The sequence below is a fragment of the Methylobacterium sp. Leaf112 genome, from assembly GCF_001423295.1.
Taxonomy (GTDB): Bacteria; Pseudomonadota; Alphaproteobacteria; order Rhizobiales; family Beijerinckiaceae; genus Methylobacterium.
Genome location: NZ_LMNG01000023.1, coordinates 1 through 26,276, shown reverse-complemented (window position 1 = coordinate 26,276; position 26,276 = coordinate 1). Strand labels below are relative to the sequence as shown.

At 71.0% G+C, this 26,276-nt stretch carries 17 protein-coding genes, 1 tRNA gene and 3 pseudogenes; 10 read left to right on the top strand and 11 right to left on the bottom strand.

Going from position 1 to position 26,276, the window contains the following annotated elements; all coding sequences use genetic code 11:
• Nucleotides 1–19: 19 nt before the first annotated feature.
• From ASF52_RS23475 to ASF52_RS10490, 7 genes are all read left to right on the top strand, one after another.
• On the top strand, nucleotides 20–1,402 hold the full coding sequence (locus tag ASF52_RS23475) for a TrbI/VirB10 family protein (RefSeq protein WP_056171562.1): 1,383 nt from the start codon (nucleotides 20–22) through the stop codon (nucleotides 1,400–1,402).
• 70 nt (nucleotides 1,403–1,472) lie between these two features.
• Nucleotides 1,473–2,735 (top strand): FHA domain-containing protein, encoded by a 1,263-nt coding sequence (locus ASF52_RS10515; RefSeq protein ID WP_056171560.1) that lies wholly within the window; start codon nucleotides 1,473–1,475, stop codon nucleotides 2,733–2,735.
• A 22-nt stretch (nucleotides 2,736–2,757) separates the two neighbouring features.
• Nucleotides 2,758–4,095 carry a type VI secretion system baseplate subunit TssK gene (gene tssK, locus ASF52_RS10510; protein WP_056171558.1) on the top strand — a complete coding sequence of 446 codons (1,338 nt, stop codon included), beginning with the start codon at nucleotides 2,758–2,760 and terminating at the stop codon, nucleotides 4,093–4,095.
• 187 nt (nucleotides 4,096–4,282) lie between these two features.
• On the top strand, nucleotides 4,283–5,746 hold the full coding sequence (gene icmH, locus ASF52_RS10505; RefSeq protein WP_056171554.1) for a type IVB secretion system protein IcmH/DotU: 1,464 nt from the start codon (nucleotides 4,283–4,285) through the stop codon (nucleotides 5,744–5,746).
• Complete coding sequence (gene tssM / locus ASF52_RS10500) at nucleotides 5,743–8,646, top strand: type VI secretion system membrane subunit TssM (RefSeq protein WP_056171552.1); 2,904 nt, start codon at nucleotides 5,743–5,745, stop codon at nucleotides 8,644–8,646. The genes icmH and tssM overlap by 4 nt, the downstream gene beginning before the upstream one ends.
• 16 nt (nucleotides 8,647–8,662) lie before the next feature.
• Nucleotides 8,663–10,126, top strand: a complete 1,464-nt coding sequence (gene tagF / locus ASF52_RS10495) for a type VI secretion system-associated protein TagF (RefSeq protein WP_056171549.1) — start codon at nucleotides 8,663–8,665, stop codon at nucleotides 10,124–10,126.
• Nucleotides 10,104–11,189: a serine/threonine-protein kinase gene (locus tag ASF52_RS10490; RefSeq protein ID WP_082515282.1), complete on the top strand. Its 1,086-nt coding sequence runs from the start codon at nucleotides 10,104–10,106 to the stop codon at nucleotides 11,187–11,189. Before tagF ends, ASF52_RS10490 begins: the two co-directional genes overlap by 23 nt.
• A 51-nt stretch (nucleotides 11,190–11,240) precedes the next feature.
• Here ASF52_RS10490 and tssG read toward each other — a convergent pair whose 3' ends face one another.
• The 7 genes from tssG to ASF52_RS10455 form a co-directional block, all read right to left on the bottom strand.
• A complete protein-coding gene (gene tssG / locus ASF52_RS10485; RefSeq protein ID WP_162241023.1) occupies nucleotides 11,241–12,275 on the bottom strand; it encodes a type VI secretion system baseplate subunit TssG in 1,035 nt (344 codons plus the stop codon).
• Nucleotides 12,272–14,080 (bottom strand): type VI secretion system baseplate subunit TssF, encoded by a 1,809-nt coding sequence (gene tssF / locus ASF52_RS10480; RefSeq protein ID WP_056171543.1) that lies wholly within the window; start codon nucleotides 14,078–14,080, stop codon nucleotides 12,272–12,274. Before tssF ends, tssG begins: the two co-directional genes overlap by 4 nt.
• An 808-nt stretch (nucleotides 14,081–14,888) precedes the next feature.
• Nucleotides 14,889–16,262 (bottom strand): LLM class flavin-dependent oxidoreductase, encoded by a 1,374-nt coding sequence (locus ASF52_RS10475; protein ID WP_056171541.1) that lies wholly within the window; start codon nucleotides 16,260–16,262, stop codon nucleotides 14,889–14,891.
• Nucleotides 16,259–16,912, bottom strand: coding sequence for a methionine ABC transporter permease (locus ASF52_RS10470; RefSeq protein ID WP_056172147.1), 654 nt, complete (start codon nucleotides 16,910–16,912; stop codon nucleotides 16,259–16,261). Before ASF52_RS10470 ends, ASF52_RS10475 begins: the two co-directional genes overlap by 4 nt.
• A complete protein-coding gene (locus tag ASF52_RS10465) occupies nucleotides 16,893–18,026 on the bottom strand; it encodes an ATP-binding cassette domain-containing protein (protein ID WP_082515281.1) in 1,134 nt (377 codons plus the stop codon). The genes ASF52_RS10470 and ASF52_RS10465 overlap by 20 nt, the downstream gene beginning before the upstream one ends.
• A gap of 2 nt (nucleotides 18,027–18,028) precedes the next feature.
• The gene (locus tag ASF52_RS10460; protein ID WP_056171539.1) at nucleotides 18,029–18,829 is read right to left on the bottom strand and encodes a MetQ/NlpA family ABC transporter substrate-binding protein; all 801 of its coding nucleotides are present in this window, start codon (nucleotides 18,827–18,829) and stop codon (nucleotides 18,029–18,031) included.
• A gap of 91 nt (nucleotides 18,830–18,920) precedes the next feature.
• Nucleotides 18,921–19,721, bottom strand: a complete 801-nt coding sequence (locus tag ASF52_RS10455) for a MetQ/NlpA family ABC transporter substrate-binding protein (RefSeq protein ID WP_244473777.1) — start codon at nucleotides 19,719–19,721, stop codon at nucleotides 18,921–18,923.
• A 728-nt stretch (nucleotides 19,722–20,449) separates the two neighbouring features.
• Here ASF52_RS10455 and ASF52_RS22010 point away from each other — a divergent pair.
• Nucleotides 20,450–21,024, top strand: a pseudogene (locus ASF52_RS22010) (IS5 family transposase); the annotation flags it as partial.
• Between the two features lie 207 nt (nucleotides 21,025–21,231).
• Here ASF52_RS22010 and ASF52_RS10450 read toward each other — a convergent pair.
• Nucleotides 21,232–21,308: transfer RNA gene (locus ASF52_RS10450), tRNA-Arg, on the bottom strand.
• A gap of 146 nt (nucleotides 21,309–21,454) precedes the next feature.
• Between ASF52_RS10450 and ASF52_RS10445 the strand changes: the two genes are divergently transcribed.
• Entirely contained in the window at nucleotides 21,455–21,802 is a 348-nt protein-coding gene (locus tag ASF52_RS10445) for a hypothetical protein (protein WP_056171537.1), read from the top strand.
• A gap of 442 nt (nucleotides 21,803–22,244) precedes the next feature.
• The gene (locus tag ASF52_RS10440; RefSeq protein ID WP_056172142.1) at nucleotides 22,245–24,308 is read left to right on the top strand and encodes a M23 family metallopeptidase; all 2,064 of its coding nucleotides are present in this window, start codon (nucleotides 22,245–22,247) and stop codon (nucleotides 24,306–24,308) included.
• A 172-nt stretch (nucleotides 24,309–24,480) separates the two neighbouring features.
• Here the strand turns inward: ASF52_RS10440 and ASF52_RS22005 are convergent, their stop codons facing one another.
• The 3 genes and pseudogenes from ASF52_RS22005 to ASF52_RS10430 all read right to left on the bottom strand — a co-directional run.
• Nucleotides 24,481–24,627: an IS3 family transposase gene (locus ASF52_RS22005; RefSeq protein WP_082515301.1), complete on the bottom strand. Its 147-nt coding sequence runs from the start codon at nucleotides 24,625–24,627 to the stop codon at nucleotides 24,481–24,483.
• A 25-nt stretch (nucleotides 24,628–24,652) separates the two neighbouring features.
• A pseudogene (locus ASF52_RS10435) lies at nucleotides 24,653–25,616 on the bottom strand (IS3 family transposase); the annotation flags it as partial.
• Nucleotides 25,617–26,113, bottom strand: a pseudogene (locus ASF52_RS10430) (transposase); the annotation flags it as partial.
• Between the last annotated feature and the right edge of the window lie 163 nt (nucleotides 26,114–26,276).

The following is a 26,276-nucleotide window of genomic DNA, read 5'->3' as shown; positions in this document are numbered from 1 at the left end:
CTCGTGACTAGGTGAAACGATGCCATCCCTCGTCCTGGCCCTCGGTTTCGGTGCGGCTCTGGCCGGCGCGACACCCGACGCCACCCTGCTGATCCGCGTCCAGGCCGAGGCGCCCGCCGGCACAGTCCAGGCGCCTGCCGGCCCTGTCCAGGCGCCCGCCAGCCCTGTCCAGGCGCCCGCCAGCCCTGTCCAGGCGCCCGCCAGCCCCGTCCAGCCGCCGCCCCAGGCGGCGATGCCGTTCACGCAAGGGTCGCTGCCGGGGCAGGCGCCGGCCGCACCGAGCGTCGTCTACCAGGGACCCCCCGGTCAGGCGCTCTCGGACCCGGCGATCGAGGCGCGGATCAACGCTCAGATCGAGGCGCTGATGGCGCCACCGAGCGGCGGCTTCACCCTGCAGCGCTACGGGCGGGCCGAGGGAGCGGGCGGCGGTGGGATCTCCGGTGCCGGCCCGACCCGCAGCGGCGGATCGCCCGCACCAAGCGGCGGCACACCGATCCAGCAGGCGACCTACCCGCAGGCGGGGGCACAGCCGGGCGGCTTCGGCGGCGCCGGCGGCGGCCAGTCCGGGTCTCCGGGCGGCTCCGCTGGGCCGGGCGGCGCCCCGGGGCAGGCGGGCTATGGCGGCGGTTCGCAAGGCCAGGGCGGTTATCCGGGCCAGAATGCTTATCCGGGGCAAGGGGGATATCCGGGGCAGGGGGGATATCCGGGGCAGGCCGGTCCGAACGGCCAGTTCGGGGGGGCGCCGGTCCGGCGCTACGCCGTCGCGCGCGCCGGCGACACGGTCTACGCGTCCCTCGACCAGGGCTTCAATTCCGACGATCCGCAGGCGCCGATCTTCGCCACGATCTACGATGTCGACGGGGCGCAGCGGCCCGGCCCCCTGCACGGCGTCCGCCTGATCGGCCAGATCGTCTACAGCAGCAACCAGGCGGCGATCCAGTTCAGCCAGATGGTCCTCAACGACGGGCGCCAGTTCCCCCTGAAGGCCTATGCGATCTCGGCCCGCGACGCGCGCACGGGCGTCTCGAATGATGTCGACCAGCACGTCTTCGAACGCTACGCCGGCCTGTTCGCGGGGGCGCTGATCCAGGGCGCCGGCCAGGCCGGCCAACTCCTGCTGCAGGGAAACCGCAACATCGCCATCGACCCGGGCACGGGCCTCGCGGTCTCCTCGCAGGGCGGGGGCATCCGCACGCAGGCCGCCATCGGCGCGCTCCTGCCCCTGGGCCAGGCCGCCACCGCCATCGGCGCGCAGAACTTCAACAAGCCGGCCACCATCGCGGGCGCCCCGGGCCTGGGCATCGGCGTCGTCTTCCTCGAGCCGCCGGCCCTGCCGCGCGACGCCGTCTACGGCTCGGGCCGGAGCGAGCGGGACACCCGCGTCCTGATGCGGGCGAACTAGCGGTGCGGGCGGGGAATCGCAGGATTCGGGGGCTCACGAAACGGGGGCTCCGGCGGAGCCTCATGGGACGATGACGTTCACCTTGCGCGTCCTGCAGACGCCCGCGGGCGTTCCGGGGATCGACCCGCGGCGCCTCGAACCGTCCGCCTGTCCGTTCGCCATCGGCCGGGCGCCGGACAACGACTGGATCCTCGCCGATCCCGACCGCCACATCTCCAAGGTGCATTGCCGGATCGAGAACGGACCCGATGGCCTGTACCTCGTGGACCTGTCGAGCAACGGGGTGTTCTTCGCCGCCGAGACGCGCCCCGTCGGACGGGACCAGCGGCGCCTCCTCGGGCCGGGCGACGTCTTCCGCATCGGAGATTATCGCATCGCCCTCGATCGGACCGCCGACGCGACCCTGCCCGACCCGCGCGGCGGGACGGACCGGATCGCGCCCGGCACCGCCGAGGGCGTGACCGGGATCCTCGCCGGCACCAGCGAGGCGAGCGAGGGCCGCGCCGCGCGCAGCCTCGGCGGCAGCGCCAGCGACTGGCTCTCGACCCTGCCGGGCGGGGCCGTCGATGCGCAGGTCGTGCAGCCCTTCGGCTGGCAGGCTCCGCCCGCGACGTCCCTGACGGACGAGCCCGAGGCCATGCTGCAGCCGTTGAGCGACTTCGCCAGCCGCAGCGAGCACCTCTCGCCGGTGAGCGAGGCGCTGCAGCTCGGCGGCGTCCGGGCGATCCTGCCGGCCGACTGGGATCTGGGCGACGATGCGCCGCCCGCGTCGGGCGCCGCCGCGGGACCCGACTGGGGCGATGCGCAGGCCGCCCTGGTGGAAGGCGCCGGCCTCGGCGGCCTGATGCCGGAGGGCGTCGCGCCCGCCCGCGACCGCGCCGCGATGGTCCGCAGCGGGCAGATCCTGCGTCGCCTCATCGACGTCCTCGCCGCCCTCGAGGCGGTGCATCGCACCGCCGAACGGGACCTCGGCCTGTCCGACCGGGAGACGTCGGGGGCCGACCTGCCCTCGCTGTTCGCCGCCGCCCTCGCGACGGGGGATGCCGGGGCGACGGACGAACTCACCGGCCGCCTCGCCCGCCTCGCCCAGGCGAGCCGTGCCCTCGGCCTCTCCGTCGGCGAGGCCGCCGCCGATCTCGGCGCGCAGATCCAGCCCGAATTCCTCGAGGACGCGGCCCGCGAGCGGACCCGCCTCGCCGTGGGCCCGCTCCTGCGCGCCGCCTCGTGGGACCGCTACGTCGCCCTTCACGCCAACCTCTGCGGCGCACCCGACGCCCCCGCGGCCGACGTCGTGCTGACGCCGCTGCGTCGGGCCTACGCCCGCAGGACCTGACAGAGCCCCGGAGCCCCGATCCATGCTGAGCGAGAACCGTGTGGTCTGGTCGGAGGGCATGTTCCTCCGCGTCCAGCACTTCCAGCAGGCGGACCGCTGGACGGAACGCTTCGTGCGCGGCCTGACGCGGGACCTCGCTCCCTATCCCTGGGGCTTCTCGGACATCGGCATCAATCGCGAGACCCTCGGCGCCGGGCGCTTCGCGGTCGCGCACGCCCGGGGCATCTTCCCCGATGGAACCCCCTTCGAGGCGCCCGGCGACGCCGACCTCCCGCCGCCCCTCGAATTGCTGCCCGGCACCCGCGACGTCACGATCTACCTCGCGATTCCCATGCGCCAGCCGGGAAGTCCCGAGATCGGCGCCGAGCGCCGCGAGGACGCCGCCACCCGCCTGCGGCGGACCGCCTACGACGCGCCGGACGCCAACGGCGACAGCTTCACGAGCGCGAGCCTCGAAGTGGGGCGCCTGCGCCTCGCCTATGCCCCGTCGAACGGACCGCTCGCGGGCACGGAACGCCTCGCCGTCGCCCGGGTGGTCGAGGTCCGCTCCGACCTCAGCATCGTCCTCGACGACCGGTTCATCGCGCCCTGCCTCAATTGCGCCGCGCAGGCGTCCCTGGCCGCCCTCGTCAACGAGCTGCAGGGTCTCGTCTCGCATCGGGCCGAAGCCATCGCGGCCCGGATCGCCGACCCGACGGTGCGCGGCACCGCCGAGGTCGCCGACTTCCTGCTCCTCCAGGCCCTGAACCGGGCCGATCCGCCCCTGCGCCACGCGGCGGCCCAGGCGGGTCGTCTGCCGCCGGAGGCGTTCTACGGCTTCTGCCTCGCCCTGGCGGGCGAACTCGCGACCTTCACGGCGCCCTCGAAGCGCGCCACGCGCTTTCCCGACTATTCCCACGAGGATCTGGCGGCGACGTTCGCGGCGGTCTTCTCCGACCTGCGGGCGGCGCTCTCCGCACTCCTGGATCAGGTGGCCGTGCCCATCGACCTGCAGGAGCGCCGCCACGGCGTGCGGGTGGGCGCGATCAACGACCGCTCCCTGCTGCTCGGCGCCGGGTTCGTCCTCGCCGTGCGCGCCAACATGCCGGCCGAGAGCCTGCGGCGGTCCTTGCCGAACCAGGTCAAGATCGGTCCCGTCGAGCAGATCGCCCAGCTCGTCAACGTCGCCCTGCCGGGCATCGCGGTCAGGCCCCTGGCCGTCGCGCCGCGCCAGCTCCCCTATCGCGGCGGCACGGTCTACTTCGAGCTCGACACCACCGGCCCGCTCTGGCGGGAACTCGAGCATTCGAGTGCGGTCGCCATCCACCTCGCCGGCAATTTCCCCGATCTCGAACTCGAACTGTGGGCGATCAAGGGCTGAGCGCGAAACACGCAAACGGTGTCTGTTCGGTTTTATGCGATCCTCGGTAGAATTTCCCTTGGGACGGGCGGTGGTTCTGGCGCAGTGTCGCGGGTGACCTCGGCCGTGCGCGGAGCGGTCGGCCGCGGCCCTCGCCCGCGGGCCGTCGCGAGCCGGTGGACGACTTTGGAGCGAGCGGGAGCGAACGGTGTCGGAAGCTGAGGCCCGCGGGCTTGCGGGCGAATCCACGGTGGTCAAGCCGACGCCCGGCGGAGTGCGTCCCCAGCCCGTGCTCCGGGTGGACCCGCAGCCGGCGGCGGCCCCCCCGGACGCGGCCATCGAGACCCTCGGCAGCCTCGATCTCGCCCGGTCCGGCGTGCCCCCGATGGTGGCGGCCGCCCTGCCGATCCTCAGCCTCGTCGGACGCCTGCGCAGCCTGTCGAGCCCGCCGGATCTCGAGGCCCTGCGCCTCAAGGTGATCGCCGCCGTCAAGGCCTTCGAGGCGGCGATCCTCGGCGTCGCGGTCACGCGCGAGCGGGCGCAGGCTGCGCATTACGCCCTCTGCGCGACGGTGGACGACGTGGTGCTGAACTCGTCCTGGGGCGCCTACAGCCTGTGGGCGCGGCAGGGCATGGTCTCGACCTTCCACACCGACGTGACGGGCGGTGAGCGCTTCTTCGACCTCCTGGCGCACCTGCACAAGGACCCCGGCTCGAACCGGGACGTGCTGCTGCTCATGTACCACTGCCTCTCCCTCGGCTTCGAGGGGCGGATGCGGGTGCATCCGCAGGGGCATCTCGAGATCGGGCGTATCCGGGAGGGGCTCTACCGCACCCTGCGCGGGCCGGTGGAGCGCGAACTGTCGCCCGAGTGGCGCGGCGTCGATGCGCGCCTGCCCCCGATCCGCGGGCAGCTCCTGCTCTGGGCGGGGGCCGGACTCGGCATCCTCGCCCTCGCGGGCCTGTTCCTCGCCCTGCAATGGGCCGTCAACCGGCGCTCGGACGCGACCTTCGCGGCCTTTCTCGACGCGCCGCCGCGCGGGACGCCGAGCCTGCGTCGCGTGCCGTCGGCCCGAGCTCCGGCGGAACCGATCGCCGAAGCGCCCCCGGCATCCGACACATCCCTCGCGGCCGGGCTCGGGCGCGTGCTGAAGCCGGAGATCGACCGGGGCGCCATCGACGTCGAGCCGAGCGGCTCCGGCGCGATCGTGCGCATCCGCAACGCCGGACTGTTCGACTCGGGCAGCGCGACGGTGGCTCCCGCCTTCGTCCAGCTCTTCGAGCGCGTCGGCGCGGCGATCCGGACGGACGACGTCACGGTGCAGGTGGTCGGGCACACCGACAACGTCCCGATCCAGACCGTGCGGTTCCCCTCGAACTACCAGCTCTCCGTCGCCCGCGCCGAGGCCGTGGCGGCCATCCTCGGCCGCTCCATCGGCAGCGACGCGATCCGGGCCGAGGGCCGCGGCGAGGCGCAGCCGACCCGCCCGAACGACTCTGCCGAGAACATCGCCATGAACAACACCCGCGAGGGACGGGCCGAGAACCGGCGCACCGAACTCCTGATCCGCCGCAACACGCCGGCCCGGGGCGTGTCGGACGGTCCTGCATCGGACGGTCCTGCATCGGGCGCACCGGCCCCGGGACCGTCGAGGGCGGGAGCCACGCCATGAACATCCTCAACTGGATCTACGAGATCCGGTCCTACGCGACGACCTATGCCAGCCGGGTCAAGGCCTGGTGGCTGGTCGCCCTGATCTGGGCGCTCGTCGCCGCCTGCGTGGTGTTCTTCTACGGCGACGGCGTCTCGTTCGGCCGCTGGCGGCCGTTCGAGCGCTTCGAGACCCGCCTGTACGCGGTGGGGGCGATCGCCGTCGGCTTCGTGCTCTACTGCCTCGTCCGCCTCGTCCGGGGCCAGCGGCGCGACGCGGCGCTCATCGACGCGGTCGCGGCCGGGGCCGAGGCCGATCCCGCCCGGGCCGCGGCCGACGACGTCGCCGAACTGAAGTCGCGGCTGCGCGACGCCCTGAAGCTCCTGCGCAAGACCATGGGGCGCGCCTCCGTCTACGCGCTGCCCTGGTACGCGCTGATCGGCCCGCCCGGCTCCGGCAAGACCACGGCCCTGCGCAATTCCGGCCTGCGCTTTCCCCTCGCCGACAGCGTCGGCGAATCCGTCGAGGGCGTCGGCGGCACCCGCCACTGCGACTGGTGGTTTACGGACGAGGCCATCCTGATCGACACCGCCGGGCGCTACACCGCGCAGGAGGGCGACGGCGAGGCCGATGCGGCGGGCTGGCGCGGGTTCCTCACGCTGCTGCGCAAGCACCGGCGGCGCCAGCCCCTCAACGGTGCCATCGTGATGGTCGGGATGGACCTGCTGGTGCAGGCCTCCGCCACCGAGCGGCTGCATCACGCCCGGACGATCCGCAAGCGCCTGCGGGAACTCGACGAGGCCTTCGGCCTTCGCGTGCCGGTCTATCTCGTGCTGACCAAGGCGGACCGCCTCGCCGGATTCACGGCCTTCTTCGACGACATGGCCCGGACCGGCCGCGAGCAGGTCTGGGGCGTCACCCTGCCGCCGCCGCGCGGCGGGATCGAGGGCCGCGACCTCGCCGACCGGTTCGGCTCCGCCTTCGACCGGCTCGTCGGACGCCTCGACCAACTCCTCCTCGACCGGTTGCAGGCCGAGACGGACCCCGAGCGGCGCGCGCAGATCTTCGCTTTTCCGAGCCAGCTCGCCCTCATCGCCGAGCCGCTCCACGAGACCATCGGCGAGATCGCGGCGTCATCGCGCTTCGACGCCCCGCCGCGGCTGCGCGGCCTCTACCTCGCCTCGGCCGAGCAGAGCGGCAGCGGCCTCGACCTCGTGACGCGTTCGGCGAGCCAGCGCTTCGCCATCGACCTGCCGCGCTTCGGTGCCGCCTCGGCGGACGGGCAGCACAGCTACTTCCTCGCACGCCTGCTGCGGGAGGTGATCTTCAACGAGGCGAACCTCGTCTCGACCAATCCGGCCCTGGAGCGCCGCCGCAGGATCCTGCGCTCCGCGGCGGGCGGCCTGGCCGCGGCCCTCGTCCTCGGCCTGTCCCTGACCTGGCTCGTCGCCTACCTGCGCCAGGAGCGGATGCTCTCGGACACCGATGCGCGCCTCGCCGTCTACACCGCCGGGGCCGGGACCCTACCCGTCGAGGCCGTGGCGGATACCGACTTCGTGCGCGCCGAAGTGGTGCTGAGCCAGGCCCGCGATGCGGCCACGCCCTTCACCGAGGCCGGCACTCCACGTCTGCTCGATACCTTCGACCAGGCGGAGAAGATCTCGGCCGGGCGGGCCAACCTCTACGAGCGCGCCCTGACGGGCTTCCTGCTGCCGCGCATCCTGGTCGCGCTCGGGAACACCCTGCGCGAGGCCGGCGCGGCCGGGGACGCCGACGCTGCCCCGAAACCGAACCCGGACGCGCCGGTGGTGCCGAGAGGAATGCCCCGGCCGCCCGCCGCCGTGGCGCGGGAGGCCGTCCCGGGCGTGGCCGGCGCAGCTTCGCCGAGGCTGGTCCGCGAATCGATCCAGGCCGGTGTCGCCGACTTGGGTGCCAAGGACGCGGGGACCAAGGACGCGGTAAGCAAGGACAGGGGCGCGAAGGATGCGGATGCCGGATCGGCCGGAGCCGATATCGGCGAGACCCTGCGTCTCTACCGCATGCTCGGCGGCGCCGACTCCCTCGACAAGCCCTTCGCCGACGCGCGGCTCGAGGGGCTGTTCGCGCGGCTCTACCCGGAGGAGAAGCACGCGGTCCTGCGGACGAGCCTCGACGGGCACGTCGCGGCGATGCTGGCGCGTCCCCTGGTGCCGATCGCCCTCGACGAGACCCTCATCGCGGGAGCCGAGGGCAAGGCGCAGGTGGTCGATCTCGCCCGCCGCTGGAGCCAGGCCGGCGAGCAGGCTTGCCGCGCCGCGACGGACAGGCGCTTCCCGTTCGATCGGAATGCGGCGGCCGATACGCCGCTGGGGGAGTTCGCCGCGGTGTTCGGACCGGAGGGCGTCTTCGCCACCTTCTTCCGCACCCACATGGCGGATGCCGTCGACGGGACGGGGAAGCCCTGGCGATGGCGATCGGCGGGCAGCGCCGCCCTCCTGCGCAGCTTCGAGGACGCGGACGAGGTCCGGCAGGCCTTCTTTCCGGCGGCCGGGGCGCAGCCCGCCTTGGCCTTCGAGGTGACGCCGATCCGCCTGGATCCCGAGGCGACAGCCGCCTCGTTCGTCAGCGACGGCCAGGAGGCGGCCTTCTCGCGCGGCAGCGCGCGCCCCCTGCGCTTCACCTGGCCGACGCCGGGCCTTGCCGGCCCGGCGGCGCGGGTGAGCGTGCAGCCGGGCGCCCCGGAGGCCCTCTCCTTCACCGGACCCTGGGCCCTGCTCCGGCTCCTCGATGCCGGCCGCGCGGAGGCCGTCGCGCCGGACCGGACCCGGGTGAACTACGGCACGGCGAGCCACGCCGTGACCTTCGAGATCCGCAGCCTGGCGCTGCCGAATCCGTTCGGGCTCGCGGCCCTGCGGAGCTTCCGCTGCCCGAGGTTTCCATGACGGGGGGGCGTGGCCCATGCCCGTGAAGCGCGCGGCCGGCGCCGCGCCGCCCGGCCCGCCGCAGCTCGGCTTCTTCGGCAAGGTCCCGACCCGGGGCGACTTCGTGAACCGCCGCCTGGGTCAGGCCCTGCAGGCCGCCCTCGACCAATGGCTGTCCCGCGCCATCGTGACGAGCCGGCGCCAGCTCGGAACGGAGTGGTTGCCGACCTATCTCGTCGCCCCGGTCTGGCGCTTCGTCGCCGGCCCCGGGACCCTCGGGCCGCATGCGACGGCCGGCGTCCTGATGCCCTCCGTCGACCGGGTCGGTCGCTATTTCCCCCTGGTGATCGCCCTCGAACTTCCGGGCTTGGCCAGCCCGTGGCGGCTCGTGCGCGCCGCCGAAGCCTGGTTCGACGGTGTCGAGGCCCTGGCCCGGAGCTGTCTCGACGACGCTTACGATTTCGAGGCCTTCGAGGAGGCCGTGCGCGCGTTCGGCCCGCCGGCCCCGATACCGGACGAGCCGGCCCGGCCGAACCCGAGCCGCTTCGCGCGCGACGGCGCGGATGGCCCGATCCAGGCCTATGCCGACGCCGTCGAGGCGATGCTGGCGGGGACGAACCGACCCTTCTCCGCCTGGTGGACGCGAGGCTCGAGCACCGTGGCGCCGTCCCTGCTCCTCCATGACGCGGCGCCGGAACCCGATCAGTTCGCCGCTCTGCTCGACGGGCGCTGGCGCGAATGGGGCTGGCACGAGGGCCTACGGGCCGGGCCGCCCGCCGCGTCGAAGTCCGCCGGGCCCCCGGAACCTGAGCCCGATCCGGGGCTGGTCAAGCTCGTCGGGGCCGCCCGGTCGCACAAGGGGACTCGGCGGCGGCGCAACGACGACGCCGTGGTGAACCGGTCGGACCTCGGCCTGTGGGCGGTGGTCGACGGCGCCGGCGGCCATGCGGCGGCGGACTACGCGGCCGGCGTCGTCGCCGACCGGCTCGAGGCGATGCCGGCCCCCCTCGGCCGCGCGCCGGAGCGGGCGGAGATCGACCATCTCCTCCTGGAGGCGAACGCCGCCCTGCGGGCCCGTGCCCGCCGGCTCGGGCCCGAGGAGATCGTGGCGGCCGTCGTGGTGGCGCTCCTCGTCCACCGGGGCCGCTACGCCGTGGTCTGGGTCGGGGACAGCCGCGCCTATCTCCTGCGCGGCCATGCGCTCCGGCCCCTGACGCAGGACCACGTGACCCGCGAGGGCCGCAGGATGGTCACCCGTGCGGTCGGGGCGGAGGATGCGTTCGCGGCGGACTGGGTCGAGGGGACGATCCGGCCGGGGGACCGCTTCGTCCTGTGCAGCGACGGGCTGGTCGGAGCGCTCGGCGAGGCCGGGCTCGGCCACGCCGTCGGTCACGGCACCCCGCAGGAGGCCGTCGGAAGCGCCATCGACGACGCGCTGATCGCCGGTGCGCGCGACAACATCTCGGCCGTCGTCGTCGATGTCGTCGGCGCCGATGGGTGAGGCGGCGAGCGTGGAGGGCGAGGCCGCCCGGCGTGAAACCCTGCGGGTCCAGGTGCGCCTCGACGCCCTGGTCCAGGCCATCGTCGCCGGTGGCGACGGCCGTCCGCGCCTCGAACCCGAGCGACGGGCGCTGGTGGACGCGGCGCGCGCCGCCCTCGACCGCCTCGGCGACGGCGGCTCCGCCCTGGCGCAGGCGTCGCGCGCGCAGCCTTCCGCCGCGCCGGACGCGCCGGACACCGCCTCGCTCAGCCCCGATACGGTCCTGGCCAACACCTACGTGGTGCGCGACCGCATCGGACGGGGCGGGATCGCCGAGATCTACCAGGTCCGCCATCGCGAGTTGCGGCGCGACCACGCCGTGAAGATCCTGCGGCCGGATCGCGTCCGCGATCCGGTCATCGCCCGTCTCCACGTCGCCGAGGCCCGCACGCTGATGAGCCTGCGCCACGAGGCCATCCCGCAGGTGCGCGATCTGCTGCGGCACGCCGACGGCCGCGCCTTCATCGTCATGGACCTGCTCCACGGCGAGACGCTGGCACGGGCGATCTGGGCCCGGGGGGGCCTGGCGCCGGACGAGGTCGCGGTCCTGGCCCGGCGCATCGCCGGCGCCCTCGCGGCCGTTCATGCGGCCGGCTTCGTGCACGGCGATCTTTCGCCCGAGAACGTGATGCTGTGCGGTGGTGCCGCGGGCGCCACGCTGATCGATTTCGGCGTCGCCCGGAGGATCGGCGAGCCCGATCCGGAGATCGCGTTCGCGGGCAAGTGGTCCGTCGCCGCCCCCGAGCAGCTCGACGGGCAGCCCGGCGGTCCGGCCGCGGACCTCTTCGCCCTCGGCCTCCTCCTCGCCTGCGCCGCGCGGGGCGAGCGGCCGCCCCTCGGCACCGATCGCGAGAGCGCGCGGGCGGCGCGGCTGCGGCCGCCGGACAGCGGCCTCGACGGCCGGTTGGGGCGCCTGGTGCGGGCCCTGCTGCGCGCCGATCCGGACCGCCGGCCCTCGGCGGAGGAGGTCCTGTCGCGGCTCGGTGCGTGCGGCTGGCTGCCGCGCGTGTTGCGGCGGCGCTGACGCGCGAGCGAGCCGCGCGAGCGTCCGGCCGGACGACACCCGGCGTCGGGCTCAGTGCGCGCCCCGCATGGGATCGTGCACCGACTGATCGGCGTCGCGCTCGGCGGGCAGCTGGCGCAGCCAGGCGTTCCAGCCGAGGGACGGGGCGGCCGGGCCGAGTCGGCACTCGGGCACGTCGTCCCTGCGCAGGATGATCTGGACGTCGAAGTCGAGGCCGGGGTCCATGTAGAGCCGCACGAGCTCCACCAGTTCCGCCATCCGCGTCCCGTCGGGCGCGAAGGCCGCGAAGGTCGCCGCGTCGAGGGGCCCCACCACCACCCGGAAGGTGCTGGAGGCATCCATGATCCCCGAGCCCGCGACGGCATCGACGCCGAGGCGTCCGAAGGCCGGGTTCGGCCCGGCAAGGCGGCTCTGCTCGGCGGGGGCGATGGGCAGCCACCGTGCGATGAACGGCGCGACCCGGATCGGCGTGCCGAGCCGGTCGGCCAGGAGCACTTCGAGGCCCGCGGCCGAGCGCACGTCCCGCCCGAGCAGGCCCGCATAGGGCAGGAGTTCGGCGTCCGGGGTGGCGAGCCGGCCCCGATGCGACGGCAGGCCGAGGCCCATGAGGGCGCGCAACGCCTCCGTCATGCGGTTGGCCCCGCCGCTGCCGCGGCGCGCCACCAGGGCCGGAAGCCGATACTTCTCGGAGGTGTCCAGGAAGGCCGTCGTGATCCGGGCGACGAATACGTCGAGGAAGGCCGCGAATCCCGGATTGCGCGCCTTGCGTTCCTTGAGCGCCACCTCGGTGTAGATCGGCGGCAGCGGGCCGAGGGGGCCGGCGAGCCCGACGAAGGCGATCTCGGGAATCCCGCTCCGGTCCAGGCCGAAGCGACCGCCCGGCACGAGGGGCGTGGCGACGTGCCGGCTCGTCAGGGCGCCCGTCGCGAGGGGCCGATCGGCCGGGGCCTCCGCCTCGTCCGGCGCGGGCCCGGGGCCGAACGCCTCGACGAGGCGCAAGCCCTCGAACGGCTCGAAGCGGTCGATCTCGGCGGCGAGCTTGTCGCCGAGCCGCTCCGGGACGGCCTTTCCAACGCGCGGGCTCATACGAGCGGCCTGGCGCCGGAGCGGGCGGGCCATGTCTTCAGCGCCCGGGCGGCCCCGCGCATCCGCAGGGTCAGGCGCGTGAAGCTGTTGAGGTTGACGTAGAGGCCGAAGAAACGGTCGAGCACCTGCCCGAGCAGGAAGGCCGCGCCCGGATCGATGTAGCGGCGGTCCATCTCCACCTCGATGTCGAGGCCGCGTGCGAGACCGCCCTCGGCCACCCGCGCCGTCGCGCGCCGGTGCGTGACGGACACGATCCCGTCGATGAGGGTGCGGGTCTCCGGCGCATCGCGAAAGTCGTAGAGCCGCAGGATCTCGCGCAGCGCCTCCGGTCCGCCCTCGCCGTTGGAGAGCGACAGGTGGTTGAGCGTCAGGTGCGAGATCAGCCGCCACAGGAGGCCGTCGCCCGGCGTGAGCCGCAGGGTGGCGGTGAAGGGCGTCAGGGCTTTCAGGCGCCCGACCTCGCCCGGTCCGCGCAGCACCGTGAGGACCGGGTGCTCGCCGCCATAGGGCAGGCGGGCGGGCAGGTCCCGGTTGATGCAGGTGGTGTCGACGGAGAGGACCGCATCCGTGGGCGAGGCCGGGGAGGCGGCCGCATCGACGAGGGCGAGCCGGGCATCCGTGCCTTCGCCCCCTTCCGCCAGATGCCGGCGGCGCAGCTGCCAGTAGAGCGCGCCGACCGCGTCGTGCTGGGCCAGCGTCCGTCCGAACAGGGGACTCGCGTCGCGGGTCATCCCGGCGCGGTCGGTCAGGGTGACGCGTTCCACCGCGTAGACCTCGCGCGAGGCGTGCCTACGCGCGTCGGGCACGAGAGCGTACTCGCTCGCCACCTGGGTGAGCATGATCGGTTCGGCGCGCTGCTCGAACAGGTTGACGACCGGCGTGCAGGCAAGGGCGAAGGTTCCGGCGGTGCAGGCCCGTTCGAGCTCCTGCGCATGCCGGCCGAGATAGAAGAAGATCTCCAGGCGGTTGCCGGCCCGCCGCAGGGTCTTCGCCGAGAGGCGCGACAGGTCGAGGAAGAGGAACTTCTGCGGATAGGCGAAGAACTCCGTCAGCAGGCGGTAGGCCGGATGCGACCGCGGCGCGGGCGGCAGCACCGCTTCGGCGGGCTCGAACCCCACCGCGCGGATCGCGTCCGGCCCGATGAAGACGGCTCCCCCGTCCTCGGCGTGATCCGCGAGGGCGATCTCGAGGCAGTCGTTGAGCAGGAGTTCGTAGAGCGCCACCGCCGGCTGCCAGGGCGCCCGCAGGTAGAAGCGCAGGCGGTCGACGCCGAGATCCGTGAAGGTCACGCCCGGATCGACGGTCTCCAGGACGATCCGCAGGCTGGCGGGCGCCTCGACATGCGGGCAGGGCGGCGCGACGAGGGGGCGCCCGGTCAGGGCGACCGAGGCGACCCGGACGGGCCAGAGCTCCACGTCCTGCGTGGTCCGGAACCGGCAGACGTCGCCCCCCAGCACCTCGCTCTCGACCACGGCGCCGCGCGGTAGGGTGATGACCTCCTTGAGGTCTGGCGGGAACGCCACCTGCGTCACGGCGAGCGCCGGGATCGGCGCGAGGTAGTGCGGATAGAGGAATTCGAGCAGTGTCTCGGTGAGCTCGGGAAAGTCGTCGTCGAGCTTGAGCCGCAGGCGCGCAGCGATGAAGGCGAAGCTCTCGATCAGCCGGGCCACATGGGGATCGTCGATGGCATCTGGCGACAGCCGCAGCCGCCCGGCGATTTTCGGATGCCGCTCGGCGAACCGGCCGCCGAGGCCGCGCAGGGCCTCGAGTTCGGAATTGTAAAAGCCGTAGAGGCGGTCGTTCACGGGGGCGCTCTCCAGGCTCGGACGGTAGAAAACCTACACCGGACGATCGGTCGAATCACGGAAAATCGCGCCGGTCTGCTTGGTTGTGCAGGGACATGGACGATGATGGTCTTCATGAGATCGTCGCAAATACAGATTTGTACTTCCGATCCAGCCATAGGTACACGTGCTGGGTCGCGCAGCAATCGATCCTGGACGTCCTGTTGTGCCGAGCCGTCCCGTCCCGGAACCAGCGATCCGTATTCTATGCGACCCTGGGTTGTCTTGAGGAGGTGGCTCCGAGCCGGTGAAGCGTGCCCGCGGATGTTCGACCGCCGCGCGCTCGCGCTGTCGTTTCCCTGCGGGGATCGCGCTTTCTCATGCGAAGACATAGGTTCGGGATGCGACCCCGGGCGATCGCGGCGCACCGATCGCGGTGCCTGGTGCACTCGCCTTCCTGTGCGGCGACCCGGACCCACCCGGCCAAGTCCACCTTCGCGAGCTGCCTCCCCGGGCGCGGCGGGCGGCCTGACAACGGCGCCGCCGCGAATCCCGCGCGCGTCGGTGAACGCGTCCGGGCCTACCCGTACGACGCGGCCCGAGGATACCACGGGGGATGAAGATACCACGGAGGATGAGGATACCACGGGGGATGAGGACATCAGGGGGATGAAGCCTGTGAGCACGATCCCACCGCTGCCTTGGCCGACGGCGCCGGCCGGACACTTGCGGATCTCTCCCTGCGACGATCTCCAAGACGCGTTTGGGGGTGTTCTGCTTCGCCCGTCCATCGCCGCGGCCATGCCCGCCGGTATCGCGGCGTCTGCCGTCAGCCGCTCACGGCGGCGGCGCCTCGGTAGGCTTGGGCGGCGTGGCGGGCGGGTAGGCGGTCGCCCGCGCCGAACAGCTTGTTTCTGAACGAGCCCGGCGCGTAGGCGGTCTTGTACAGGCCGCGGTCCTGAAGCTCGGGGATCACGAGATCGATGAAGTCCGAGAAGCTTTCCGGCACGACGATGCGGCTGAGGTTGAACCCGTCTACTTCGCCCTCCTCGACCCAGGATTGCAGTTCGTCCGCGATGGACGTAGCGTCCCCGGTCAGCACCGCGTAGCGGCCGCCGAGGCCGAGTTCCGCAAGGAGGTCGCGTTTGGTCAGCCCGCGCTTGGCCGCAGCCGCGGTGGCCGACTGGATCGCGTTGCCGGGGGCGTAGGGGATCGGCTCGTCGAGGCCGTAGCGGGCGAAATCGATGCCGGTGGAGGCGGAGAAGTGGGCGAGCCCGGCCTCGGCGCTGGCGTAGCGCATGTACTCGGCGCGCTTATCCTCCGCTTCGGCACGGGTGCGGCCGGGGATGGCGGCGATGCCGATGAACACCTTCACGTCCTGTGGGTCGCGCCCGGCGGCGGCGGCCTCTGCCCGGATCGCCCGGACGGCGTCTCGGGCCGCCGCTTTGTCCCGCGCCGAGATGAACACGCACTCGGCGTGTCGCCCGGCGAAGGCGCGGCCCCGGCCGGAGGCGCCCGCTTGATAGAGCACGGGCGTCCGCTGCGGCGAGGGTTCGCACAAGTGGTAGCCGTCGACCGAAAGAAACTCGCCGCGATGGGAGACCGGCCGGATCAACGCCGGATCGCCGAACACCCGTGCCCCGCGGTCCCGGCGTACCGCCGCGTCGTCCCAGCTTCCCTCCCAGAGCTTGTAGAGCACCTCCAGATACTCATCGGCGTAATCGTAGCGGCGGTCGTGCGCCGGAAGGGTCTCGCCCCGGCCGCGATGGGCGCTCTCGAGATAGCCGGTGACGATGTTCCAGCCGACCCGCCCGCCGGTGAGATGGTCGAGCGTCGAGAGGCGCCGGGCGAAGGTGTAGGGCGCTTCCGCGAAGACGTTGACGGTGACGCCGAAGCCGAGATGCTCCGTCACCGCCGCCATGGCCGGAACGATCAGCGTCGGGTCGTTCACCGGCAGTTGCACGGCTTCCCGTGCCGTCACGTCGATGCCGCCGCCGTAGACGTCGTAGACGCCGAGGATGTCGGCGATGAACATCCCGTCGAACAGGCCGCGTTCCAGGAGCTTGGCCTGGTCCGTCCAGTAGCGCAGCGTGTTGTACTCGGCCGAGCGGTCGCGCGGATGGGTCCAGAGGCCGTGGTTGATGTGACCGACGCAGTTCATGTTGAACGCGTTGAGCCGGATCTGCTTGGCGGCGCCCGTCATCGTGCCTGGAGCCTCCGCACCACGCTGTCGCCCGCGAACTGCACGAGGCAGACGAGGACGATGAGGATCGCGATCACCACCGACATCACCGTGGTGTCGAAGCGCTGGTAGCCGTAGCGGATCGCCACGTCGCCGAGCCCACCCGCGCCGACCGCGCCGGCCACGGCCGAGGCCCCGATCATCGACACGATCGTGATGGTGAAGCCGCCGACGATTCCCGGAAGCGCCTCGGGCAGCAGCACGTGGAGCAGGATGTGGCGTCGGCGGCAGCCGATGGACTGGGCCGCCTCGACCAGTCCGGGATCGACCTGCCGCAGCGAGACCTCGGCGATTCGCGCGAAGAAGGGTGTCGCGCTGACCGCGAGGGGAACGATGGCCGCCCAGACACCGATCGTGGTTCCCATGACGAGCCGGGTGAACGGGATCAGCGCGACCAGGAGCACGATGAAGGGCACGGCGCGAAAGCCGTTCACGAGAAGGCCGACGAAGCGGTTCGTCCGCGGTGCCGGGAAGATTCCGCCCGGCCCGGAGGTGACGAGGAACAGCGCGAGCGGGATGCCGGCGGCCACCGCGATTCCCGCCGAGACGCCCACCATGACCATCGTGTCGAACGCCGCCTGCCAGAGGCGGTCAATCATCTGCGGCGACATAGCCGATTCCCTCGACGGTGACCCCGATGGCTCTCAGGCGGGCCTCTGCCTGCCGGTTTTCGGCGGCGATCAGCAGGCGGCCGACGGCGTGTCCCTGGATGCGCTCGACGCTCGCCTGCAGGAGCCGCAGCGGGCCGCCCGTCGCCGCGACGAGGGCCGACAGGTCGGGGGCAGACCCCCCGGAATAGGTGATCCGCAGGACGGCCTGGGCGCCCGGGACGGGATGCGGCACGAGCCGCTCCGCCAGATCGTCGGGCAGGTCGCGGGTGAGGGGCGCGAGCAGGGCCCGCGTCGCCGGGTGTTCCGGGGCGCCGAACACGCGCCAGACCGGACCGGACTCGGCGATCCGCCCGGCTTCCAGCACCACGACGTCCGTGCAGATCTCGCGGATCACGCTCATCTCGTGGGTGATGAGGATGATGGTCAGGCCGAGCCGCCGGTTGATATCCCGCAGCAGGCCCAGGATCGACAGGGTGGTCTCCGGGTCTAGGGCCGAGGTCGCCTCGTCGCAAAGGAGAATCTCGGGGTCGCTGACCAGGGCGCGGGCGATGCCGACGCGCTGTTTCTGCCCGCCCGAGAGGCGCGACGGATAGGCCTCCGCCTTGCCTTCGAGACCGACGAGGCGCAGCACCGCTTCCACCCGGCCTTCGATCTCCGACGGGCGGATTCCGGCCACCTTGAGCGGCAGGGCCACGTTCTGCCGGACGGTCTTGGCCGACAGCAGGTTGAAGTGCTGGAAGATCATGCCGGTGCGGCGGCGCAGGGCCACGAGGCCGTCCGTCCGAAGGGCCTCGATCGGCTCGTCGTCGACCAGCACCCGTCCCGACGTCGGCGCCTCCAGACGGTTGACGGTTCGGAGCAAGGTCGACTTGCCGGCACCCGAGCGGCCGATGATGCCGAGGATCGCGCCGGACGGAACGTCGAGGCTGACGTCGTCGAGGGCACGGACCTCGCCACCCGCAGAGCGATATGTCTTCGAGACGTTCTCGAACCGCACGGTGCCGGTGCAGCGCCGGCCCGCTTCGGTCCGGGCGGCGGGGATCGCGTCCAGGCCGATCGCCTTCGACCGGGCCGAACCCGTCGCCCCGAGGCGATCCAAAGCCAGGCTCACCATGGTCAGTTCTGCCACGCGAGCAGGTACAGCTTTTCGCTGCCGGCGAACGATGTGTGGATCTTCTGCTTCACGGCCTCGGAGTTCTGGAAGATCTGGACGAATTTTCGGATGGTCGGATCGTCCTTGCGGGTGGCTTTCGTGACGAAGCTTACGGCGAACAGCTTGTCCTCGATCCCGGAATAGATCAGCCCGCTCTTCGGGTCGAAGGCCCCGGCGGCGACGATGAAATGCGGGTAGCCCTGGGCGAGATCGACATCGCCGGTGATCCGCACCAATTGCGGACCCTCGACCTCGGTGAATTTCAGCTTCTTCGGGTTCTCGACGATGTCGTCGACGGTACCGAGGAAGCCGACACCGTCCTTGAGCTTGATGAGGCCGGCCTTCTGCAGCAGCAGCAGGCCTCGGCCCTGGTTAACCGGGTCGTTGGCGATGGCGACCTTGCCCCCCGCCGGGATCCCGTCGAGGCTCTTATGCTTAAGCGAGAACAGCCCGATGTTCTGCAGGATGCCGAGCCCGACGATGTCGAACCGGTAGCCTTTCTGCTTCGCGGCGTTCTCCATGAAGGGGCGATGCTGGAAGAAGTTCAGGTCGATGTCGCCGGCATCGAGGGCGACGTTGGGCGTCGTCCAGTCGCTGAACTCGATCACCTTCACCACAATGCCCTGCTCCTTGGCCTCCTTGGCGGCCGCGGTGATGGCGTCGCTGTAGGCGCCCGGCACGGTACCGATCGTCAAGGTCTCTGCCTGGGCCGCCATCGTACCCATGGACAGGAAGGCGATGGCGAGGGTCTTCAGGAAGCGCATCGGTCGTGGACTCCGGTCGCCCGACTCGGCGAAGGCAGGGCAGGCTGTGGATCTCGAAGGGTGGCGGCCGGTCTCACCCCACCCGCGCCGGTCAGGACGGGCGGACAGGGACGACCGAGCCGCGGTAGCGGTTGCGGATGAACCCAGCGACTTCGGCCGAGGTCAGCAGGGTTCCGAGGCGCAGCACGCGGGAATCCTTCGCCAAGCCCTCGGTGGTGACGAGGACGTTCGCATACGGGTTGCCCTCGGCGGCTTCGAGGGCCAACGCATCCCGCGCGGGCTCCAGCCCCGCTTCCAACGCGTAGTTGCCGTTGATCACCGCGAGCGCCACGTCGTCGAGGGAGCGCGGCAGTTGCGGAGGTGCGATCTCGACGAAGCGGAAGTTCTTCGGGTTCTCGACGATGTCGTCCACGGTCGCGGCCACGCCCGCGTCCCTCGCCCGCAGTCGGATCAAGCCGTTCGCTTGAAGCAGCGACAGCCCGCGGCCGGTGTTGGAGACGCTGTTCGACAGGGCGACGGTACCGCCACTCGGGAGGGCCGCGAGCGACGTGGCGCGGCGGCTGTACAATCCCAGGGGCTCGACATGCACCGCCGCGACGACGGCGAAGCGCATTCCCATGGCGGCTTCCTCCGAGCGGAGGAAGGGGACGTGCTGGAAGAAGTTGGCATCGGCGTCGCCGTCACGCAGCAGGGCATTCGGGCGCAGATCGCCCGAGATCTCGATGATCTTCAGAGGCAGTTCGGGGGCGAGCTTTTCGCCGACGAATTCGAGGATCTCCGTATGCGGCAGCGAGGAGGCCACGACCCGCAGGGGCGTCGATGCGGCGCGGGCCGGTGCGATGCTCAGGGCCAGGGCGCCGGACAGGAAGACGCGACGGGTCGGTGCAAGCACGGCGCACGCTTCTCGCTGTTGTTAGAAAAAGGAAAGACGATCTCTGTATCTCCAAAGGAACGGCTCGCATCAAGAGTACTGAATATCAAAATTCTGCCACTTTGCAGACTGTTGTTTTCACATGCCGTGCTCGAAGCGCATCGATCTTCTCCCTGCACGACGCCGAGACGAGCCTTGCCGACGAAACTTCGTGTCGCGTCGGCTTGGGCTTCCAGACAAATTCGACACAGCGCTCAGCACCGTCAGTACCGGCGAACGGCGATTCTTCGATCCCGTGCGCTGGTCGGCGACCCAGGCCCGCTTCTTCTACTCGGCGACCGTCTCCGGGTTGATCCCGTCGCGTCGAAGGCGCCCCCGGGCGTTTGTCGGTTGCCGCTTCCGGCAGGCGTGCCGCCTGCGCCAGACCGCCCCGACCCGCATCCACCACGTGGAACGCCGCCCCGTTCAGGGCCAGATCGTCATCGAAGCGCTCCGCCAGTCCGTCGCCGCGCCTCCGTCACCTGACCGTTGGTATCGTGGCCGTAGGTGGTCGGGCCCCAGCGCGCCTCCGCGATCGATACCGGCTCGAAGGTCCGGTTCCAGCCGTCGACACGCCCCGGTGCTGGCTCGGACCTCGCCTCCGGCCCCCCCTGCGCGCGCCGCCACCTGGCAGATCAGCCGACACACCGCGTCATAGGGCGTCTCTGCGAAGGGTTCATCGGCGGGGTGATCGACCCCAGGTGGACGGGATGCGACGCTACGAACTGACCGGTGCGCAGTGGGAGCCGATCGCTCCGCTGCTGCCTCCGCAGCAGCTACGCACGGGCCCTTCTTCCGAGGACAACCGGCAAATTCTGAACACTACGCTGTGGATCTTGCGGAGCGGCGCACCCTGGGCGGATCTGCCGGCCCGCTATGGTGCTGTCGGGACCGGGTCGAGCCGGGTCCATCGCGGGCGGCAGGCCAGCCGTGTTCGACCGGGTGCGGCGGCGCCTGCAGGCGCAAGCCGATGCCCGAGGCGACCTCGACTGGGACCTGCACTTCGTGGACACCACGGTGGTGCGCGTCCACCTGCACGCCGGTCCGGCGCCATTGGGGGATGAGGGCACGGTCGAAGGCGGGGGGCGCCCCTGGGCGCAGCCAGGGCGGGTTGTCGACCAAGCTGCCTCTGCGCGCCGAAGGCGGTTGTGCACCCAGCACTACGGTGCTGATGGCGGGCGAGCGCCACGAGCGATTCGCCCTGGCATCAGCATGCTCTGGCTCACATGACTTTGCAGAGACGCCTTCGCCGTTGGGCTTCACGCGCCTGCGCTTCTGCCCACGATACGGTTTCACTTTTCGAAGAGAATGATCGTGACGAGGCGGGGCAGCGCCTCGCACTTGAACCTGCCAGGATCGACTGCGCCGACGAATGGCAGCCGTGATTCGAAACCCGTTACCTGTGACAAAACGGGCGACAGGTCGATCAACGACGCCATGGGGAGGTTGAAACGCGGGGCCGAATCATAAGCGAGACCAATGGCTTGATGATTGGCGCACCCGACACGATTCGAACGTGTGACCTTTGCCTTCGGAGGGCAACGCTCTATCCAGCTGAGCTACGGGTGCTGACCGCGGCGAAGATCTAGCCCATGGCGCCGTTGGGTGCAACGGGTGTGTGAGCAGGGAAAGGCCGGCCCGGTTCGCGGCCCCGGTGGGAGATCGACAGCGCCTCGCCGAATGCGCAAGCCCTGGCGGTCCAGCGCCAGCCGCCATTGCGACGAACCCGCTCCTGCCGGTCGACGGTACCGCCTTCGGCCAAAGCCAATTGTTTTCCGGCCCCGACCCTGCACGCACGCGCGTTTCGTCGAGCAACCTGTCGGCGCCTCGCTTGGGCGGCGTCGGGCGAGGATTTCGTCGACCGCCTCCAGATCGCGCTGTTCGACTGGATCGAGTCGAATGCCCCGCTGCACGGCCGCCTCTACGTCATGGCCGAGACACGGAGCCACCTCCCGGGTCAGCACGACTGCCAAGCCCAGAAAGCTCCGCCGAGCCTCGACAGCGGGAGCGAGTTCGTGGCGCAGGGCTGCCGGGACGGCCTCGGGGCGACCGTCGAGACCTGAGTTTCCGAAGGAAACCACGCCCAGGTCGTCTCGAACCGCACGAGGCAACACTTCCAGCACACGGTTGCGCCTGGCACCATCGCGGCCGCCCGGGAAATTCCGGGTGCGAGCGGGGGGAACGGCGGCCAATTCGGCAAGCTCAGGGCCGGCGAGTTCCACTACGCCAGCGGGGGTGCGGGAAGCGCGACAAGGCGGAGCACGCCACTGTGCTGGAATCGTCGTCCCGCGAATCCTCCGACGCCCGAACAGGTCGCCGCGACGGCGCGGCGGGCCCGGTTGGCCCCTGAACCGTGAAGGATCGCAGGCACGGGTGTGGGCGAGGGGCGATCGCGCCGTGCGGTCGCCGCGCCTCGCCTCACTCTCGACATGCTGACCTTCGACATCCTAGACCCGCCGGGCAAGGGCGCCCCCAGTTCGCCCGGCAGTGTCGCAAGGGTTCTTCGTGAAGCGCGGTCGCCTCAAGATCGGCCATCCGGCCCCGACCCAGGATGCGCGTGCGACTCCGCGCTCCCAGAACGGGATCGAACCGCCCCTCGACCTGCTCGGGCCCGATGCACCGCGGATCGACCGACGCGAGGTCAATCTGCGCTGGCTCTGCGCCAGCACCCTCACGGGCCTGACCGGAGCGGGTCTCATCGGTGCGGCGATCCACGTCTCCTTTCAGAGCGACATCTCCTTCGCGGCGATCCCCGAGCGGGCGGCCGTGGTCGTCCGTCCGGCTCCGAGCGATGACGACATCGCCTTGGCCCGCAAGGGCGACCGCCTCGTGCGCAACCTGATGATCGCCTCGGCCAAGCAGAGTTTTCGGGCGCCCGTCACCGTGCGGCTCGCCGACCGGGAGATCATCAAGGTCCGCCCCTTCGTCCGCGTCACCACGGCCCTATCCATGACGACGGGCGTGTTCGCGGCCGAGATGCCCCGCTTCGATCCGATGAAGTTCACCTCCGACGAACCGGCGGAGCGTGCCGCGGATCCCGGCCTCGCCGAGGGGCCGGGCGGCGAGGTGTCGGTGGTCAAGCAGGACTTGGTCGGCCTCGCTGTCGATCCCGGCGCACCCGCCCTCACGGACGACGATGTCGTCGCGCAGGTCGAGGAGGAGCGCCGCCTCACCACCGAGGCCGGCCGGCGCAGTGCCGTGCCGGTGGCGCCGCAGATCATGCTGTCGCGCACCCTGCAGCAGGGTGGGGTCACGCCTGATTTCGATGGGCCGGCCGCACCCGTCGGGAAAAGTCCGTTCCAGTCCATCGACGTGCTCGTGGTGCCCGAGAACGTGACGAAGCTCGCCAAGGTCGGACTGCGGGCCGGCGACGTATCCCTCGTCGACGAGCGCGACCTCGCGCTCAAGCGTGGCGAGACCCTGGACATGGTCCTGCGTGCGACGGGGCAGGCCAGCGAGGAGCAGATCCGCGGCATCGTCTCGGCCCTGGGCGGGCGCGGACGCATCGCCGAACTCACCGAGGGGCAGCAGTTCCGCCTGCAGATCGCGCCCGGCCCGAAGCCCGGCGATCCAAGGCAGGTGACGCGGCTCATCCTTTACGGAGAGGGTGGCATCGAGGGCATCGCGGCCATCAACGATCGGGGCGCCTTCGTGTCGGTCGCCCCGCCCACGGACGGGGCGCCGGCCGCGAAGGCCTCCGGCAAGACCGAGACGGCGGCGGAGGACGAGGAGGAGGACGGCGGCTCGGGGCCGAGGCTCTACCAGAGCCTCTACGAGACGGCGGCCCGGCACGACCTGCCGCGCACCACCGTCGAGGATCTCGTGCGGATCTTCGGCTACGATGTCGATTTCCAGCGCCGAATCTCGCCGGGCGACGCCCTCGACGTGTTCTACACCTTCGACGAGGAGACGGGACAGACCGCGTCGGAGCGACCGGACCTTCTCTACGCGTCGCTCAACCTCGGTGGCGAACCGCGCAAGGTCTACCGGTTCCAGTCACCCGACGACGGCACCATCGACTACCTCGACGAACAGGGGCGGTCGCTCAAGAAGTTCCTCATCCGCAAACCCATCGCCGACGGCATCATGCGGTCGGGCTTCGGTTACCGGCGCCACCCAGTGCTCGGCTACGCCAAGCTCCACACCGGCGTCGATTGGTCCAACCCCATCGGCACACCAATCGTCGCGGCGGGCAACGGGACCGTGATCAAGGCCGATTGGGATTCGGGCTATGGACGGCGGGTCGAGGTCCAGCACATCAACGGCTACGTCACCACCTACAACCACATGTCTCGCTTCGCCCGCGGGGTCACGGCCGGCGCGAAGGTGCGGCAGGGGCAGGTGATCGGCTATGTCGGGTCCACCGGCCTGTCGACGGGCGCACACCTCCATTACGAGGTGATCATCAACGGTCACTTCGTCGACCCCATGAAGATCCGCGTTCCCCGTGGACGCGAGCTCGACGGCCGAATGCTGGCGGAGTTCACCCGTCAGCGGGAGCAGATCGAGGGCGTGATGCAGAAATCGCGCTCCGCGACCGCGATGGCGCAGCGCGACCCCGTCCGCTGAGCGGTTTCACGGTGCCCGTGCGACGTCGCGAGACGTATCCTCGAGGCTGTCATGGAGCGGTGAAGATGGGAATCCAGACGAAGGAGGCGTGACCGCTTCGCACGCCGCTCACCCGTCCGACGTTTCCGAGGAGGAATGGGCTGATCCTCCCCTGGTTCCACGGACGGGGGGTTTAGCTCGCGTTCCGTTCGGCTTGCTCGGGCGTGATATAACCGAGTGCCGAGTGGATGCGCTGTCGATTGTCGTAGCCTTCGATGTAGGCGAACAGGTCGCGTCGGGCCTCGTCCCGGGTCGCCCATCGTCGCTGGTGGACGAGCATGTCCTCGTCGCCCCGAGAGTCCTATCCGTTCGGCTTGCTCGGGCGTGATATAACCGAGTGCCGAGTGGATGCGCTGTCGATTGTCGTAGCCTTCGATGTAGGCGAACAGGTCGCGTCGGGCCTCGTCCCGGGTCGCCCATCGTCGCTGGTGGACGAGTTCGACCTTGAGGGTGTGGAAGAAGCTTTCCATCGGGGCGTTATCGTAGCAGCAGCCGGTCCGGCTCATGGAGGGCGTCGCCTTCATGTCGGCGAGCTGCGCTCTGTAGGCCTCGGCGGCGTATTGGCTGCCGCGATCCGAGTGACAGATGAGGCCGGCCCCCGGTCGCTGCCGTTGGGTGGCCATCATCAGGGCGGCCGAGGTCAGCTCCGTCCGCATGTGCTCGCGCATGGACCAGCCGACGATCTTGCGGGTGGCGAGATCGAGGACGGCGGCCAGGTGGAGCCAGCCCTCTCCGGTGGGGAGGTAGGTGATGTCGGCGAGCCAGACCGTGTTGGGCAATGCCGCCGAGAACTGCTGCTTCAGGAGGTTGGGCGCGATCGAGCCAGCCCTCTCCGGTGGGGAGGTAGGTGATGTCGGCGAGCCAGACCGTGTTGGGCAATGCCGCCGAGAACTGCTGCTTCAGGAGGTTGGGCGCGATCGGCAGGTCGTGACGGCTGTCGGTCGTGCAGGGCCGGAATCGACGCCCTGCCAGAGCCCGAATGCCATGACGGCGCATCAGACGCTCCACCCGCCCGCGGCTGGCCGTTCGTCCTTCCGCGAGCAAGGCGGCATGGATCCGAGGCGAGCCGTAGCGSCTGTGATGCCCGGCGTGGAGGCGCCGGACGTCATCCAAAAGTTGCCGATTGGACGTCGCCTGGGCGCTCTCGGGGCGTGATCGCCAATCGTAGTAACCGCTGGAGGAGACTTCGAGCACGCGGCACATGAGACGCACCGGCCAGGTGCTCGCATGCTGCTCGATGAAGGCGAACGTCACTTGGGCATCTCCGCAATGCCCGGCGTGGAGGCGCCGGACGTCATCCAAAAGTTGCCGATTGGACGTCGCCTGGGCGCTCTCGGGGCATGATCGCCAATCGTAGTAACCGCTGGAGGAGACTTCGAGCACGCGGCACATGAGACGCACCGGCCAGGTGCTCGCATGCTGCTCGATGAAGGCGAACGTCACTTGGGCATCTCCGCAAAGATGCCGATCGCTTTTTTTAGGACGTCGCGCTCCATGCGCGTCCGGTCGAGTTCACGCCGCAGGCGAGCAATCTCGGCCGCTTGGTCGGAGGGGGAAGCCACCGGGCTCGCGGATGCGGTTCCTGGCGATCCGGCTGCGCGCAGCGATGGAGGGCTCCCCATCAGCGTCGTGCGCCACTGCCTTAGCATGGAGGGTTGGATCCCGAGTTCGGCCGCGATCTGCATCTGTGGTCGGCCGCTGCTCTCCAACAGCGCTACCGCCTCGCGTTTGAACTCGGGGGTGAACTCGCGTCTCGTTTTTGCCATCAAACACCTTCCCCGCCCGTAACGAGCGTATCAGAGGTGTCCGTGAGACCGGGGGAGGATCAGTTCAGCCTTCGCGGGATGCCAGGGCATTTCCAACAGCCTTCGCGGGATGCCAGGGCATTTCCAATGCCGTCCAACGTCGAGGGCTACTACCAGGAGATCG